A 15,477-nucleotide genomic window follows, 5' to 3' on the forward strand; every position below is an offset into this window, starting at 1 on the left:
CCCCCAACTCGGTCGCCCTGCGGCCGGGCATGATCGTCTCCAACGAGCCCGGCTACTACAAGGAAGGCGGCTACGGCATCCGCATCGAGAACCTGCAGGTGGTCACCGAGCCGCAGGCGATCGAGGGGGGGGAGCGGCCGATGATGGGCTTCGAAACCCTGACGCTGGCGCCCATCGATCGCCGGCTGGTGGTCACGGCCATGCTCAGCCAGGAGGAGCGCGCGCAGCTCGACGCCTACCACGCCCGCGTCCGCGCGGCGATCGGGCCGCTGCTGCCGCCCGAGGCGCGCAGTTGGCTGGACGAGGTGACGGCGCCGCTCTAGGCGCTGGGTGGGTTCAGCGACGCCCGCACGGCGAGCGAAAGCGAGAGCGCCTCGATCGCGCGGTCGACATCGAGCAGACCCGGGTCCGCGTCAGCCAGGATGGCGTCGCGAAACCGCTCGAGCTCGAGCTGGTAGGGATTGTGCTGCGCAAGCTCGGGCTCGCTGACGCCGCCCGCGTCGTGCAGCCGGAAGCGGCTGGCGATCCCGCCCGCGTCGATCAGCGTCTCGGCCTCGGCCATCGCCTGCTCGAACACCGCGCGGAAGCCGGTGGCGAACGGCGCGCCGAGCGGCATGACGCCGCTCGCCAGAACGGTCGCGATCCGGCCGTCGTCGTAGCGGAGCGCGGCGGTCACCTCGCCGATGCCGCCTCGCCAGGCCGCGGCGCGGGCGACGACCTCGGCGGGGGCGCCCATCACCCAGCCGATGAAGTCCAGGTCGAAGGTCATCAGCTCCGTCGTGGGATCCGAGTAGTGCGCCTTGTGGTCGGGCGAATCCGCGCGGAGGTAGGAGCCGAGCCGATGGGCCGTGAGGCTGACGAGCGGGCCGTAGCGGGCCTCGTCCACAGCCGCGCGAACCCACTGGCAGGCCGCGACCGAGCGCATCAGCAGGCCGACCTGCAGCAGCTTGCCCGAGGCGCGCGCGGCCTCGCGCATGCGCGCCGCTTCGGCCATCTCCGTGGCCAGCGGCGTCTCGCAGAACACGTGCTTTCCGCCCTGCAGCGCCGCGACCACGTGATCGGCGTGAACCGGCGTCGGGAGGCAGACGTCGATCGCGTCGATCGCCGGATCCCCGATCAGGTCGCCGGCGTCGCCGCAAACCCTGGCGCCGGAGGGTTGGGCGAGCGCGCCCGCCTTGGCCGGGTCGCGGCTATAGACCCCGGCCAGCTCGACCCCCTCGATCTGGCCGTAGCACCAGGCGTGCTCCGCCCCCATGGCCCCGGCGCCGAGAAGGCCGATGCGGATCGCCATGGTTGCTCCTCCACCGCGGCTCAGCCGGCCACCAGGGCCAGCCATTCGTCCTCGGTCAGCACCTGGACGCCGAGTTCGGCGGCGGTCTTCAGCTTGGAGCCCGCGCCGGGACCGGCCACCACCAGGTCGGTCTTCTTCGAGACCGAGCCCGAGACCTTGGCGCCCAGCCGCTCGGCCTGGGCCTTGGCCTCGTCGCGGGTCATCCGCTCCAGCGAGCCGGTGAACACCACGGTCTTGCCGGCCACCGCCGTGTCGGCCTTCGGCCGTTCGGCGTCCTGCACCTCGAGCTGGGCCTTGAGGTCCTCGACCATGGCGCGGTTGTGGTCCTCGGCGAAGTAGGCGGCGGCGGCCCCGATCACCGCCTCGCCGATCTGGTCGAGGGCGTCGAGCTCCCCGACCGCTTCGGGATCGCGCTCGGCGATCCTGTCCATGGCGGCCAGGAAAGCCTCCGCCGACCCATAGCCGCGGGCCATCACCGTGGCCGTGGTCTCGCCGATGTGGCGGATTCCGAGACCGTAGATGAAGCGGTCGAGCGAGATGCGCCGGCGGGCCTCGATGTTCTCCAGCAGGTTGCGCACGGAGACCTCGCCGTAGCCCTCGGTGGCGAGCAGCTCGTCGCGATGCTCATGCAGGCGGAAGATGTCGGCCGGGGAGTTCAGCCACCCCCGCTCGGAGAAGGCCACCAGCTGCTTCTCGCCCAGGCCCTCGATGTCGAAGGCGCGGCGGGAGACGAAGTGGCGCAGGTGGGCGAGCTTCTGGAACGGACAGGCGAACTCGCCAGAGCAGCGCCGCACCACCGTCTCGGCGCCGGAGGCGGTGGTCTCGCGCACCACCTCGGTCTTCAAGGGGCAGGGACAGACGTGCGGGAAGGCGTAGGCGCGCGCGCCCTTGGGCCGCTCGCCCGCCACCACGCTGACGATCTGCGGGATCACATCGCCGGCGCGCTGCACGATGACGGTGTCGCCGAGGCGGGCGTCGAGGCGGGCGATCTCGTCGGCGTTGTGCAAGGTGGCGTTGGTGACGACCACGCCGCCGACGGTGACCGGCGTCAGGCGCGCCACGGGCGTGAGCGCGCCGGTGCGGCCGACCTGGATGTCGATGGCCTCCAGCACGGTGCGGGCCTGCTCCGCGGGGAACTTGCGCGCGATCCCCCAGCGCGGCGCGCGCGAGACGAAGCCCAGCCGCTGCTGCCAGTCCAGCCGGTCGACCTTGTAGACCACGCCGTCGATGTCGAAGCCGAGGTGCGGGCGAAGCGCCTCCATGTCGCGGTAGGCGCCGAGCAGGCCCTCCAGGCCGTGGACGCAGCGCGACTGCGGCGTGGTCTGGAAGCCCCAGGCCTCGAGCTTCTCGAGCGCGCCCCACTGGGTCTCCGCAAACGGCGCGCTGACCAGGCCCCACGCATAGGCGAAGAAGCGCAGCGGCCGGCCGGCCGTGATCTTCGGATCGATCTGGCGCAGCGATCCGGCGGCGGCGTTGCGCGGGTTGGCGTAGGTGCGCTGGCCGGCGGCGGCGGCGGCTTCGTTCAGGGCGGCGAACTCGGTATGGCCGAGATAGATTTCGCCGCGCACCTCGATGAGCTGCGGCCAGCCCGAGCCGCGTAGCGTCTTCGGGATCTCGCCGATCGTGCGGACGTTGGCGGTGACGTCCTCGCCGACCCGGCCGTCGCCGCGGGTGGCGGCGCGGACCAGTTCGCCCTTCTCGTAGCGGATCGAGCAGGAGAGCCCGTCGATCTTCGGCTCGGCGGTGTAGGCGACCGGCTCGTCGCCCAGCCTGAGGAACCGCCGCACGCGGGCGTCGAACTCGGCGGCGTCCTCGTCGGAGAAGGCGTTGTCGAGCGACAGCATAGGCACGCCATGCTCCACCGGCGCGAACTGGTCCGAACGCGCCGCGCCCACCTTCAGCGAGGGCGAGTTCTCGCGGACCAGGTGCGGGAAGCGGGCCTCGATCTCGGCGTTGCGGCGCTTCAGTTCGTCGTACTCGGCGTCGGAGACGACCGGGGCGTCGTCGCGGAAATAGGCGATGTCGTTGCGCGCGATCTCGTCGGCGAGCCGGGTGAGCTCGTCCGCCGCTTCGGCTTCCGTGAGATCGGCCACGGGTTTCACGCTTCCCTCGCGTTCATCGGGAGGCACACCCAGCGCGGCGAGGGTGGGGCAGTCAGGGCTGGGCCCCAAGGTCCGCGGATGATCCTCACTTCCCCACCCGTCCGCTGCTTCGCGCGTCCACTCTCCCCATAAAGGCGAGGGAGGAAATGCGCTACGCTCCCATCAGCGCCCGGGCGGCGGCGCGGGCGGCGTCGGTGACCTCGGCGCCGGCGAGCATGCGGGCGATCTCCTCGGCCCGGGCCTCGGAGGCGGCGAGCGGCTGCACGACGGTGCGGACGCGCTCGCCGTCGCCCGCCATGGCGATCAGCCAGTGGGCGTCCGCGCGGGCGGCGACCTGCGGCGAGTGGGTGACCACCAGCACCTGCGCCTCGCTGGCAAGCCGCCTGAGCCGCAGGCCCACGGCGTCGGCGACGGCGCCGCCCACGCCCTGGTCCACCTCGTCGAAGATCATCAGCGGCTGGGGCCCGGCGCCGCGGCCGGCCAGCGCGGCCTTCAGGGCCAGGGCGAAGCGGGCGAGCTCGCCGCCGGAAGCGATGGCGGCCAGTTCGGCGAACGGGGCGCCGGGATTGGTGGCGATCTCGAAGGCCACGCGATCGAGTCCGCCCGGCCCGGCGCGTTCCTCCGCGAGCGCCTCGACGGCGACGCGGAAGCGCGTCTTCTCCAGCTTCAAGGGGCCGAGCTCGGCGGTGACCGCTTCGGCCAGCCGCTCGCCGGCGGCGCGGCGGGCGGCGCCGAGCGCGGCGGCGGCCGCAAGGTAGCCCTCGCGCGCCGCCCTGAGGTCGCCCTCGGCCGCGCTGAGCGCGCTCTCGGAGGTCTCGGCGGCGCGCAGGCGCTCGGCGAAACGCTCGCGCAGGCTCGGCAGCGCCTCGACCGCCACGCCCAGCTTGCGGGCGAATCCGCGCAGGTCGAACAGCCGTTCCTCGGCTTTCTCGAGGCGGTCCGGCTCGAAGTGGAAGCCGTCGGCGGCCGCGTCGACCGCGGCCTCGGCTTCCTGGGCCTCGATCAGCACGCGATCGAGGGCGGCCGAGGCCTCGGCGAGTCGCCGCACCGCCGCCGTCCCCTCCCCCGCGCCCGCCGAAAGCGCGCGCTCGCGGGCGCGGTCGAGCGAGCGGACCGCGCCGGCCAGGCGGCTGGAGAGCCCCTCGAACGCCTCGCGCGCGGCGCCGATCTCGGCGAGCGCCTTCTCGGACGCGCCCAGCAGCGCGCGTTCTTCGGCGAGCTGCGCCTCCTCGCCCTCGCGCGGATCGAGGCGTTCGAGCTCGGCGAGCCGGAGCGTCAGCTCCTCGCGCTCGGCGAGCGCCTGGACGGCCAGCCCGCGGAGCTCCTCCACCCGCGCGCCTGCGGCCGACCAGCGCCGCCAGGCCTCACGGGCCGCCGCGGCCTGCGGACCCAGTCCGCCGAAGCCGTCGAGCAGCGGACGATGGGTGCGGGCGTCCAACAGGCCGACCGTCTCGTGCTGCCCGTGCACTTCCAGCAGCGCCTGGCCGATCTCCCTGAGCACGGCCACCCCGGTCGCCTGGTCGTTGACAAAGGCCCTGGAACGGCCGTCGGCGGCGAGCGTGCGGCGCAGCACCAGGTCCTCGTCGCGGGCGTAGGAGAGGCCCCTGTCTTCGAGCAGCTCCCAGACGGGATGGTCGGGGGCCGGCGCGAACACCGCCGAGGCCGCGGCCTGGGCGGCGCCGCGGCGCACCAGCCCGGCGTCGGCGCGCGCGCCGGTCGCAAGGCCCAGCGCGTCCAGGATGATCGACTTGCCGGCCCCGGTCTCGCCGGTGAGCACGGTCAGCCCCGGGCCGATCGAGAGGTCGAGCGCCTCGATCAGCACCACGTCGCGGATCCACAGTCCGATCAGCATGGGAGGAGGATCGCCCGGATTCGCCCCTCTCAGGAAGGGCCGCCCCGGCGCAAATGTGCCTGATTTGTTCTTATGCTGCAAGCCCGGGTTCGGCGCCGAGCCGCCCGGGGGACGAGGGCGGCCTAAGGCTTCGCCGCGGCCGTGGTCTGGGTGGTTGCGGGCACGGACGCCGGCGGCTGCACCGTCCGCGACTTGTCGCGCCGGAACGGGATGTGGAAGAGCCCGCGCCGGCCCCCGCCGTTCGGCGCGACCGCCGGGCGCAGCCCGCTGGAGGTCAGCAGCTTGTAGGCGTCGGCGTACCAGGGATCGCCGGGGTAGTTGTAGCCCAACACCGCGCCGTTGCGCTTGGCCTCCTCCATGAGACCGAGCGTCAGGTTGGCTTCCACCAGGCGGTAGAGCGCTTCGGGCGTGTGGGTGGTGGTCTGGTATTTGTCGACCACGGTCTTGAAGCGGCCGATTGCGGCCAGGGTGTCGCCCTGGCGCAGGTACCAGCGGCCGATGGTCATCTCCTTGCCGGCCAGCTGGTCATTGACCATGTCGATCTTCACCCGCGCGTCGCGGGCGTATTCGGTGTCCGGATAGCGCTGGACCACCTCGCGCAGGTTGTCGAGCGCCTGCAAGGTCGCCGCCTGGTCCCGGCCGACGTCGACGATCTGCTCGAAGTAGCAGACGGCCTTCAGGTAGTGCGCGTAGGCGGCGGCGGGATTGCCCGGATAGAGCTGGATGAAGCGGTCGGAATCGGAGATCGCCTCCTGGTAGTTGTTCGCTTCGTAGTGGGCGAAGGCCTGCATCAGGATCGAGCGGCGGGCCCACTCCGAATAGGGGTGCTGGCGCTCCACTTCCTGGAAATAGTCCACCGCCTGGGTCCACAGGTGGCGATCCATGTAGTTGGCGCCGGTGGAATAGAGCAGCTCGACGGGCCGCTCCTCGTAGGCGAGCTTGGGCTTGGGCTTCGGCCTGAGGCTGGAGCAGGCGCCCAGGGCCAGGGCGCAACAGGTGGCGATCAGCGTCGGGCGAACCCACGAATTCCGAACGAAGAGCACCTTCACCTCAAGGCCAGAGAGCGCGCGCCCCCACGCGAGGAGTCGCTTCTACAGCATCCGAATATGGCCGCAAACGGATCAGGGGTCGCAGCCCCCGTCCGGAGAGTCACACCGCCTCGGCGAGATCCTCGATCAGGGTGCGCCAGCGCCAGGCGCCGGGGTTGGCGGCGACGGCGCGGATCAGCTGGTTGTTGATCGCATGGCCCGCGAGCTCGGCTTCGAAACGGCCGATGATCGGCGCGCCCAGCACGAACAGATCGCCGATCGCGTCCAGCGCCTTGTGGCGCACGAACTCGTCGGGGCGGCGCGGGCCTTCCGGATTCAGCACCCGATCGCCCTCGATCACCACCACGTTCTCCAGGCTGCCCCCGCGGGCGAGGCCCATCGACCGCAGGGCTTCCACCTCCTGGAGGAAGCCGAAGGTCCGGCAGTCGGCGATCTCGGCGCGGAACGCGCGCTCGTCCATCGCCATGTCCAGCGACTGGCGGCCGATCACCGCGGTCGGGAAGCGGATCTCGAAGGCGACCTCGAAGCCCGAGGCGGGCGAGAGCGCCGCGCGCTTGTCGCCAGCCAGGACCTCGACCGTCTCCAGCATCTCGATGTAGCGGCGCGGCGCGTCCTGCTGGCGTTTGCCGGCGCGGTCGAGGATCTGCACGAACGGCAGCGCCGAGCCGTCCATGATCGGCATCTCCGGCCCGTCGAGCTCGACGACCGCGTTGTCGATCCCGAGCATGACCAGGGCGCACATCAGGTGCTCGATAGTGGCGACCGTGACGCCGGCGTCATTGCCGATGACTGTGCCGAGTTGAGTCTTGCACACCGCCTCCGGCGCGACGGCGACGCGGTTGTCGGCGCCGGCCACATCGGTGCGGACGAAGACGATTCCGGTATCGGGCCCGGCCGAACGCACGGCCGCGCGCGTAGGGGCGCCGGTATGCACGCCCACGCCCGCGAACAGCGCCGGCGCCCGAACTGTATGCTGAAACGCCTCTGAGGCCACGCTATCGACCTTCCCCAAAGCTGGTCTGCCGGCCACCGAAGACCGAGATACGTCCCGCTTGCCTGCTAAGATGATTGGCCAGGAGCGGCAAAACACTTGCTGTTTCGCAATGTTTCGCTTTGGGAAGGGTTAACTTGACCTGCTCGGTTAATCACCAATAGCAACCGATTGTGTCGGGCCCAAAGCATTGGGCGGACGCCCCGAAGGACGCCCGCCCGCAGGTCCCCAACGTAACTCGAAATCTAGTTGGCTAGGCGGCGCAGGAAGGAGGGGATCTCCAGGTCCTCGCCGGCGTCGGCCTGCGCCTCCGGGGCTTCGGCCGCAAGCGCGCCGCCGCGGGTCGAGATGGCGCGCGGCACGGGGCCGGGCTGCGGCGCGTCATAGCGCGGCCGGCCGCCGAACAGGCTCAGGAAGCCGCCGCGCGGCTTGCGCGGCTCGTAGGCGGGCTCGGCGAACAGCGGCTCGTCGTCGCCCCCGCCCTCCTCCTCGTCGGCCACGGAGGGGTCGACGATGCGCGCGACCGGCGCGGCGATCCGCGGCCCGGCGACCACAGGCTCCAGGGACAGGCCCGCGCCATAGAGATCGGGCTGCTCCTGATCGAGCGCGAGGACGGGCTCGGGCGCCGGCTCGGGCGCGATCTCCATCGCCGCGGCGGCCACCGGCTCGGGCGCCTCCACGGCTTGCGGCTCCTCCGCCGGCTGCGGCAGGGCCGTCGCGCGGCGCAGCGGCTTGGGCTCGATGGCGGCGATCGAGGCCCCATCCATGCCGGTGGCGACGACCGAGACGCGGATCATGCCGTCGAGCGACGGATCGAAGGCCGCGCCGAAGATGATGTTGGCTTCCGGATCGACCTGCTCGGCGATGGCGTTGGCCGCCTCGTCGACCTCCAGCAGGGTCATGTCCAGGCCGCCGGTGACGTTGACCAGCACCGCCTTGGCGCCCTTCAGCGAGACCTCGTCCAGCAGCGGGTTCTGGATGGCGTTGTGGGCGGCCATCAGCGCGCGGTCCTCGCCGGTCGCCTCGCCGGTGCCCATCATCGCCTTGCCCATCTCGGTCATCACCGTGCGGACGTCGGCGAAATCGAGGTTGATCAGGCCGGGCAGCACCATCAGGTCCGTGATGGAGCGGACGCCCGAATGCAGCACCTGGTCGGCCATGCCGAACGCCTCGGCGAAGGTGGTCCGCTCGTTGGCCACCCGGAACAGGTTCTGGTTGGGGATGACGATCAGGGTGTCGACGTAGCGCTGCAGCTCGTTGATGCCGGCGTCGGCCAGCCGCATGCGGTGGCGGCCTTCGAAGTGGAACGGCTTGGTGACCACGCCCACCGTCAGGATGCCGCGCTCGCGGGCGCACTTGGCGATGATCGGGGCCGCGCCGGTGCCGGTGCCGCCGCCCATGCCGGCGGTGATGAAGATCATGTGCGCGCCGTCGAGGTGCTCGCCGATCTCCGGAATGCTCTCCTCGGCCGCGCTCATGCCGACCTCGGGATGGGCGCCCGCGCCCAGGCCCTGGGTCACCGTCACGCCGAGCTGGATGCGCCGCTCGGTCTTCGCGAACTGCAGCTGCTGGGCGTCGGTGTTGGCGACCACGAACTCCACGCCCTCGAGGCCGGCGTCGATCATGTTGTTGACTGCATTGCCGCCGGCGCCGCCGACGCCGAACACCACGATCCTGGGCTTGAGCTCCGTCGCCTTGGGCGCTGAGAGTGAAATGGTCATGGGGACCCCCGCCGTCCTGCCGATTGCGCCCTGGCGAGCCGGCCCGCGCGCCGAATCGCCAGCTCCTTAAGGATGGGTTTACTAGGCGACCGACATCCTTAATCGAGGGTTAAGGCCTTAGCCTGAGTCGGCGCTGGGTCGAGACCGCCGGAAACCGAAAAAAGCCGTTGTTCCACAAGGGGTAGCGCGAATCGGGGTCGCAAGCGGGAAGCGAGCGATTCTTCCTGATAGATTGCCGCAGGGCAGGCGGGAGCGGCGGCGTGGGGCCAGGCGAGATCGCGGTCGGTTGGGCCGGGCGGGACGACGCCCATGAGGTCTCCGGCGTGCTCGCCGAGGGCGCCGCCTGGATGGCCCGCAAGGGCTGGCCCGGCTGGACGGCGGCCGACATCGCCCCCGCCTTCGTGGCCGCGCGGATCGCGGCCTGCGAAATGGCCGCGGCGAGGCTCGATGGCGTCGTCGCCGGGGTCTGCACCCTCACCCGCTCGGACCCCGAGTTCTGGCCGGACGATGCGCCCGGCGAGGCGGCCTACCTGCATCGGCTCGCCGTGCGCCGGCGCTTCGCGGGCGCTCGGGTGACGCCCGCGATCGTGGCCTGGTGCGCGCAGACCGCCCGCGACTGGGGCTGCCGCGCGCTCAAGCTCGATTGCCATCCGCACATCAGCGGCATCTACCTGCGGCTCGGCTTCACCCGCCTCGACAGCTGGACGACGCACCCCTCGGACCGGTCGCCTTACCTGGTCGACCGCTTCGTGATGGCGCTCTGACGCTCGAGATGAGGCGCGCGCCACTATCCCACGGGGCTCACGCGTAGCTCACGACCTCGTACTCGATGCCGTCGGGATCCAGGAAATAGAACCGCCGGCCCGGGGGGTAGTCGCCGTGGCTGAACGGCGTGAGGCCGGCCGCCACGACGCGCGCTTCGACCGCATCGAGGTCATCGACCTCCACGCCGATGTGGTTCAGCGGCTGGCCCTTCGGAAACGTGGGACCCCCGCCGGCCGGGGCGTAGAGCGCAAGGTAATGGTCCTGCGAGCCGACGTGGACCGTGCGGCCGCCGGCCATCGCCTGTCCCTGCCAGCGAACGCTCCAGCCGAAAACTTCGCCCATCAGCTTCGCGGCCGCGTCGGGATCCGACACGGTGACATTCACATGTTCGAGTCTGAGCGCCGGCATGACCTCGCCTCCTCTCTCTGCGCGCGGCCCCGCATGGCCGCCATTGCCCCTCCTACAATCTCAAGCTAACTTGAGGTCAAGATATCAATTCGGCCGACGGATGATCCCTGACCGCACGCTCACGATCGGCGAGCTCGCCAGCCGCACGGGCCTCACCGTCTCGGCGATCCGGTTCTACGAGAGCCGCGGACTGGTGCGGGCGATCCGGACGGCGGGCAATCAGCGCCGTTTCCTGCGCTCCGACATCCGCCGGCTCTCCTTCGCGCTCATCGCCCAGCAGCTCGGGCTGACGCTCGGGCAGATCGAGGCGGAGCTCGCGACGCTTCCGGAGGGACGCGCGCCCACCCGCGCCGATTGGCACAGGATCAGCGAGCGCGTCCGGGGCGTGCTGGATCAGAAGATCGCCATGCTGGAGCGCACCCGCGAGAAGCTGGACGTCTGCATCGGCTGCGGCTGCCTCTCGCTCGACACCTGCGCCCTCTACAACCCCGACGACCGCGCCGGCCGCGCCGGCCCCGGGCCGCGGTTCGTGATCACGAACGAGACGCCTTAGGCGCCCGGATCAAAGGTTCTCGCGCAGCCAGGCCGCGGCCTTGGCGACCGGGTTGGCGCGCGGGTCGAGCGGCTCGCGCTTGAGCTTGGCGGAGGCCAGCGCCTTGGAGGAGACCGCCTCGCGCGGTCCGAATGCGGCGCGGTGCAGCAGGCCCGCGGCCGCGGTGAACGCCGGACCTGAGGCGGCGTCGGCGAGGTGCGGCACGCGACGCGGCCGGCCAAGCCGAACCGGCCGATCGAACACGCGCACCGCCACTTCGCGCACCCCGGCGAGCTGGCTGGCGCCGCCGGTCAGCACCAGGCCCGCGCCTGGCTCGACCGGCGCGCCCGAGGCCTTGAGCCGGTCCCGAAGCAGCTCCAGCGTCTCCTCCACACGCGGCGCGATGATGCCCTTGAGCAGGGACCGGGGCGCGACCACCGGCCCGGCGCCGGGATCGTCGCCGCGGGGCGGCGCCTCGATCATCTCGCGGTCCTCGTTGGCCGAAGCGATGGCCGAGCCGTGCAGGGTCTTGATGCGTTCGGCGCCGGCGACGGAGGTGGACAGGCCGCGGGCGATGTCGTGGGTCACGTGGTGGCCGCCGACCGGCACGGTCTCGACATGCACCAGGCTGCCCTGGTTGAACACCGCCGCCGAGGTCGAGCCGCCGCCCATGTCGATGCAGACGGCGCCCAAGTCCATCTCGTCTTCCTCCAGCGCGGCGAGCGCCGAGACGAAGGGGGCGGCCACGACGCCTTCGAGCTGCAGGTGGGCCCGCTCCACGCAGGCGCCCAGGGTGTTGAACACCGCCTCCGAGATCGAGACGACGAGGAGCTCGACGCCCAGGATGCGGCCGAACATGGCGCGCGGATCGCGCACGCCGCCCTGGCCGTCGACGGACCAGGCGACCGGCAGGATGTGCACCGCCCGGCGGCCGGGCAGCTTGATCTGGGAGAGCGCGTGCTGGATGGCGCGGACCAGGTCGTTGTCGCCGATCGGCCGGGCGCCGATGGAGACGCGGCCTGCGATGCGGTTCGAGGTGAGCTGGCCGCCGGCGGTCGCCACGGCGACGCCCTGGACCGAGACGCCGGCCACCGTCTCGGCGCGCTCGACGGCCTGGGCGATGGCGTCCGACGCCTCGTCGAGGTTGACGATCGCCCCGCCCTTGATCCCGCGCGACTGCACATAGCCGACCCCGGCGGTGGTGAGCGTCCGGTCGGCACGGCGCACGCCGTCGGGCTTCATGATGAAGCAGGCCACCTTGGAGGCGCCGAGGTCCACGGCGGCCACGACCGGCGGGCGCACGAGCGCGGCCTTCAGCCCCTCGCGGGCGTCCTTCCTGGGCTCGGACCGGCTGGCCAGCTTCACCATTTCTCTCGTCACGCGTCCTGCAAGGGTCTGGAACTAGGCGCCGGCCGGCGCGGCGCGGCCGGGCGGGGCGGGTTCGCGCGGCCGCACGGCCACGACGTCGGGATTGCGCAGGTCGATCCGCTCGAAGCCGAGCTCGAGCACGCGCGCGCGCTCCTCGAGCTGCTCGAGCTGCATCAGGGCGTCTTCCTCGCCCGTGGCGGACAGCTGGATCAGCGAGCCGTCCTTCATCCGCAGGTCCCAGCGGCGGTCGTCGACGCGCACCAGCGCCTCCATGCGGGACATCAGCCGCGGGCGCTGCGCCAGCATCGGCAGGATCTGCGGCGCGGCCGCTGCGGCGCCTTGGCCGACCACCAGCGGCAAGCCGGCGAAGCGGGCGGGATCGGCTTCCGGGATCGGCTGGCCGTGGTCGTCGATGACCAGCGTCCGGCCGTCGTGCTGCCAGACTGCGAGCTGACGGCGCTGCACGACCGAGATCACCAAGGTGTCGGGCAGCAGGCGGAGCACCCGGGCGTCCTTCACCCAGCCGACCGTCTCGACCTTGCGCTTCAGGCCGTCGAGATCGAGGCCGAGCAGCGGCTGGTTGCGATAGAGGCCGGCCGCCTTGACGATGTCGGCGGCGGCGGCCGGCGAGGCGCCCTGGATGCGCACCGCACGCAGGCGGAAGCCCGCCTCGGCCAACCGGCCGTCGGCCGCCTGGCGGACGCCCGCCGCGAGACTCTCCGCCCGGTGGCCGGTCGCCAGCACGCCCGCGAAGGCGATGGCGAGGAGCCCGGCCGCGCCGGCGAGGATCAGCCTGGGGGAAGGGCCGTGATCGCCCACGCCGTCGCGCACGCCCCGCCGGCCGCCCGGAGCCTTGCCCCGCGACCGCGGAGCCGGTTTCAGGGGCGCCTTGGCCCGAGGTTTCGCCTCAGCTCGCGGTCCCCCCCGCACGGCCGCGGGCATAGGCGTCCTCCGTGATCCACAGCACCAGCCGATCGAACTCCACGCCCAGCTTCGCCGCCTGCTCGGGAACGAGCGAAGTGGGCGTCATGCCGGGCTGCGTGTTCACTTCAAGCAGGACCAGAATGTCGTTAACGTCGTCATAACGCAGGTCCGAGCGGGTCACCCCGCGGCAGCCCAGGGCGGCGTGCGCGGTCTCGGCCAATCTCAGCGCTTTTTCAAAGGCATGTGGCGGGATGGGAGCCGGCACGACGTGCTCGGATCCGCCCTCTCCGTACTTGGCCTCGTAGTCATAGAATCCGGCCCTCGGAATGATCTCCGTGACAGTCATGGCCCTGCCCTCCATGACGCCGACGGCGAGCTCCTTGCCGGCGACATAGGGCTCGATCATCACCTCCTCGCCGAACGCCCAGTCGGGCGCGGCGATCTCCTGGGGCGGGGCGTTGGCGCCCTTCGGCACGATGAACACCCCGACCGAGGAGCCCTCGGCGTTCGGCTTCACCACGTAGGGCGGCGCCATGACGTGCGAGCGCGCCGCCGCCAGCCGGTTGAAGAGGCCGCCGCCGGGCACCGCCACGCCCGCCGCAGCCATCACCGCCTTCGACTTCGCCTTGTCCATGGCGAGCGCGGAGGCCAGCACGCCGCAATGGCTGTAGGGGATCGCGAGCGTCTCCAGCACGCCCTGCACGCAGCCGTCCTCGCCCCAGGCGCCGTGCAGGGCGTTGAAGCAGACGTCGGGCCTCAGCTTCGCCAGCACCTGGGCGAGGTCGCGCCCGGCGTCCACGCGGCTGACCTTCGCCCCCAGCCGCTCGAGCGCCCCGGCGCAGGCGGCGCCGGAGACTAGGCTCACCTCCCGCTCCGAGGAGAGCCCGCCCAAGAGGACGGCGACATGATGTCCGGAAAGCGGGCCTGGCATGGGACGACTCGGGTCCGATTGGTGAAGTCCTCGCGGTGACCGAGCGCGGGCGCACGGTCAAGCGCCGCAGGCGACGCAGGCTTCTAGGCGATGCGTCCGATCAGGGCGCCTCGAGGCGCGAGCAGGATCGCTTCGGGCAGCCGCAGGCTCGACCAGAGCTCGGCGGCCTCGACTCCCAGCTTGACGGCAAGCCACACGCTGAGGACCGTACCGTGACTCACCACGATCAGCGGCCGCTCGGGATGGCGCGACAGCCCGGCCGCAAAGCGCCCAGCCGCAGCCGTCCCCGTCTCGGCGCCCTGCACGCTGAGCTCCGGCTCGCGCAGGCTCCGCAGCACACGTGCGCGCACCGCTGTCGGATCCGCCTCGTAGGGGCCACGCCTCGCGCCGATGCTCGTCGAAGGCGGCCTCGGCTGCGACGCGCAGCCCCCAACGGCGGGCGAGAATCTCGGCGGTCTCGACCGCCTTCGGCTCGGTGCTCGCCAGCACGGCGGCGGGCGCGAGATCGGGCAACCGGGCGGCCAGCGCTGCGGCGGCCGCGCGACCAGCGCCGGACAGGCGCCACTGCGGAGGTGGAACATCGGCCTGTTGCTGCGGCGCGGCGTGGCGCACCAGGACCAGCGCCGGGCCGCTCACGCCGGTTTGCCGATCCGCTTGATCTCCCACTCGAGATCGACGCCGAACTTCGCCTTCACCTCGGCGCGGACGGCCTCGCCCAGGCCCTCGAGGTCCGCGGCGGTGGCTTCGCCGGTGTTGATCAGGAAATTGGCGTGCAGCGGCGAGAACATCGCCCCGCCGAACGGCTTGCCGCGCCAGCCGGCCTCGTCCACCAGCCTCCAGGAGGAACCACCGGGCGGGTTCTTGAAGGTCGAGCCGCCGGTCTTCTCGCGGATCGGCTGGGTCGCCTCGCGCCGCTCAGTGATCTGCGTCATCCGGGCCTCGATGGCGGCGGGGTCGTCCGGACGACCCTGGAAAAGCGCGCCGGTGAAGATCAGCGGCTCCTCCGCGGCGCGGGCGGACCTGCGGTAGCCGAAGCCCATGTCGGCGTTGGTGAGCCTGAGCCGCTCGCCCGAGCGGCCGACGGCGTAGGCCTCCACCAGCACGTCCTTGGTCTCCGCGCCATAGCAGCCGGCGTTCATGACGCAGGCGCCGCCGATCGAGCCGGGAACCCCGCGGTAGAACTCCAGCCCGGCGATCCCGGCCCTGGCCGCCTCACGCGCCAGCGTCGCGTCGAGCACGGCGGCGCCGGCGAAGATCTGGGCGCCCTGGCGGGCCTCCACCCGCCCGAAGCCGCGGCCGAGGCGCACGACGACGCCATCCACCCCGCCGTCGCGCACCAGGGTGTTGGAGCCGACGCCCAGCGCGGTCACCGGAACCGCCGCGTCCAGGCCCTTCAGGAACTGCGCGAGATCGGCCTCGTCGTCGGGCAGGAACAGCACCTCGGCGGGACCTCCGACGCGGAACCAGGTGAAGGCGCCGAGCGGCTCGCCCAATAGGAGCTTGCCGCGGACGCTCGGCAGCCGATCCTTCCAGCTCATCCGGG

The 15,477-nt window shown here is 72.0% G+C and carries 15 protein-coding genes and 1 pseudogene; 3 read left to right on the forward strand and 13 right to left on the reverse strand.

Features of this window, described 5'->3' with window-relative positions:
* Window positions 1–323, forward strand: a 323-nt coding sequence (locus VLI41_RS05740) for a M24 family metallopeptidase C-terminal domain-containing protein (protein WP_325267102.1), incomplete at its 5' end; no start/stop codon positions are given.
* Here VLI41_RS05740 and VLI41_RS05745 read toward each other — a convergent pair.
* From VLI41_RS05745 to ftsZ, 6 genes are all read right to left on the reverse strand, one after another.
* Entirely contained in the window at window positions 320–1,291 is a 972-nt protein-coding gene (locus VLI41_RS05745) for a Gfo/Idh/MocA family oxidoreductase (RefSeq protein WP_325267103.1), read from the reverse strand. The two genes, VLI41_RS05740 and VLI41_RS05745, sit on opposite strands and share 4 nt — an antisense overlap.
* 20 nt (window positions 1,292–1,311) lie before the next feature.
* The gene (gene ligA / locus VLI41_RS05750; protein ID WP_414692529.1) at window positions 1,312–3,420 is read right to left on the reverse strand and encodes an NAD-dependent DNA ligase LigA; all 2,109 of its coding nucleotides are present in this window, start codon (window positions 3,418–3,420) and stop codon (window positions 1,312–1,314) included.
* Window positions 3,421–3,544: 124 nt separating this feature from the next.
* Window positions 3,545–5,245 (reverse strand): DNA repair protein RecN, encoded by a 1,701-nt coding sequence (gene recN / locus VLI41_RS05755; protein ID WP_325267105.1) that lies wholly within the window; start codon window positions 5,243–5,245, stop codon window positions 3,545–3,547.
* Window positions 5,246–5,367: 122 nt separating this feature from the next.
* Entirely contained in the window at window positions 5,368–6,252 is an 885-nt protein-coding gene (locus tag VLI41_RS05760; RefSeq protein ID WP_325267170.1) for an outer membrane protein assembly factor BamD, read from the reverse strand.
* A gap of 142 nt (window positions 6,253–6,394) precedes the next feature.
* Window positions 6,395–7,288, reverse strand: a complete 894-nt coding sequence (lpxC, locus tag VLI41_RS05765) for a UDP-3-O-acyl-N-acetylglucosamine deacetylase (protein ID WP_325267106.1) — start codon at window positions 7,286–7,288, stop codon at window positions 6,395–6,397.
* A 242-nt stretch (window positions 7,289–7,530) separates the two neighbouring features.
* Entirely contained in the window at window positions 7,531–9,006 is a 1,476-nt protein-coding gene (gene ftsZ, locus VLI41_RS05770; protein ID WP_325267107.1) for a cell division protein FtsZ, read from the reverse strand.
* Between the two features lie 260 nt (window positions 9,007–9,266).
* Here ftsZ and VLI41_RS05775 point away from each other — a divergent pair, with 260 nt between their 5' ends.
* Window positions 9,267–9,770 (forward strand): GNAT family N-acetyltransferase, encoded by a 504-nt coding sequence (locus tag VLI41_RS05775; RefSeq protein WP_325267108.1) that lies wholly within the window; start codon window positions 9,267–9,269, stop codon window positions 9,768–9,770.
* Window positions 9,771–9,807: 37 nt separating this feature from the next.
* Here VLI41_RS05775 and VLI41_RS05780 read toward each other — a convergent pair whose 3' ends face one another.
* Complete coding sequence (locus tag VLI41_RS05780) at window positions 9,808–10,179, reverse strand: VOC family protein (protein ID WP_325267109.1); 372 nt, start codon at window positions 10,177–10,179, stop codon at window positions 9,808–9,810.
* A 100-nt stretch (window positions 10,180–10,279) separates the two neighbouring features.
* Between VLI41_RS05780 and soxR the strand changes: the two genes are divergently transcribed.
* Entirely contained in the window at window positions 10,280–10,732 is a 453-nt protein-coding gene (soxR, locus tag VLI41_RS05785; protein ID WP_325267110.1) for a redox-sensitive transcriptional activator SoxR, read from the forward strand.
* A gap of 9 nt (window positions 10,733–10,741) precedes the next feature.
* On the opposite strand, the gene ftsA is transcribed toward soxR, so the two are convergent.
* The 6 genes and pseudogenes from ftsA to murB form a co-directional block, all read right to left on the reverse strand.
* Window positions 10,742–12,079 (reverse strand): cell division protein FtsA, encoded by a 1,338-nt coding sequence (gene ftsA / locus VLI41_RS05790; RefSeq protein ID WP_325267111.1) that lies wholly within the window; start codon window positions 12,077–12,079, stop codon window positions 10,742–10,744.
* 33 nt (window positions 12,080–12,112) lie between these two features.
* A complete protein-coding gene (locus VLI41_RS05795; RefSeq protein ID WP_325267112.1) occupies window positions 12,113–12,910 on the reverse strand; it encodes a cell division protein FtsQ/DivIB in 798 nt (265 codons plus the stop codon).
* Between the two features lie 76 nt (window positions 12,911–12,986).
* A complete protein-coding gene (locus VLI41_RS05800) occupies window positions 12,987–13,934 on the reverse strand; it encodes a D-alanine--D-alanine ligase (RefSeq protein WP_325267113.1) in 948 nt (315 codons plus the stop codon).
* An 83-nt stretch (window positions 13,935–14,017) separates the two neighbouring features.
* Window positions 14,018–14,284, reverse strand: coding sequence for a hypothetical protein (locus VLI41_RS05805; RefSeq protein ID WP_325267114.1), 267 nt, complete (start codon window positions 14,282–14,284; stop codon window positions 14,018–14,020).
* Between the two features lie 37 nt (window positions 14,285–14,321).
* Window positions 14,322–14,600: pseudogene (locus tag VLI41_RS16820) on the reverse strand (histidine phosphatase family protein); the annotation flags it as partial.
* On the reverse strand, window positions 14,567–15,472 hold the full coding sequence (murB, locus tag VLI41_RS05810) for a UDP-N-acetylmuramate dehydrogenase (protein ID WP_325267115.1): 906 nt from the start codon (window positions 15,470–15,472) through the stop codon (window positions 14,567–14,569). The gene murB and the pseudogene VLI41_RS16820, both read right to left, overlap by 34 nt.
* Window positions 15,473–15,477 lie beyond the last annotated feature (5 nt).

Origin of the sequence: Phenylobacterium sp., assembly GCF_035475775.1 — a bacterium.
Classification (GTDB): Bacteria; Pseudomonadota; Alphaproteobacteria; order Caulobacterales; family Caulobacteraceae; genus Phenylobacterium.

Coding starts and splice junctions, on each gene's coding strand:
- ftsA (WP_325267111.1), bottom strand. CDS start 12,079: ATGGTGAAGCTGGCCAGCCGGTCCGAGCCCAGGAAGGACGCCCGCGAG.
- ftsZ (WP_325267107.1), bottom strand. CDS start 9,006: ATGACCATTTCACTCTCAGCGCCCAAGGCGACGGAGCTCAAGCCCAGG.
- VLI41_RS05780 (WP_325267109.1), bottom strand. CDS start 10,179: ATGCCGGCGCTCAGACTCGAACATGTGAATGTCACCGTGTCGGATCCC.
- soxR (WP_325267110.1), top strand. CDS start 10,280: ATGATCCCTGACCGCACGCTCACGATCGGCGAGCTCGCCAGCCGCACG.
- murB (WP_325267115.1), bottom strand. CDS start 15,472: ATGAGCTGGAAGGATCGGCTGCCGAGCGTCCGCGGCAAGCTCCTATTG.
- VLI41_RS05800 (WP_325267113.1), bottom strand. CDS start 13,934: ATGCCAGGCCCGCTTTCCGGACATCATGTCGCCGTCCTCTTGGGCGGG.
- VLI41_RS05745 (WP_325267103.1), bottom strand. CDS start 1,291: ATGGCGATCCGCATCGGCCTTCTCGGCGCCGGGGCCATGGGGGCGGAG.
- recN (WP_325267105.1), bottom strand. CDS start 5,245: ATGCTGATCGGACTGTGGATCCGCGACGTGGTGCTGATCGAGGCGCTC.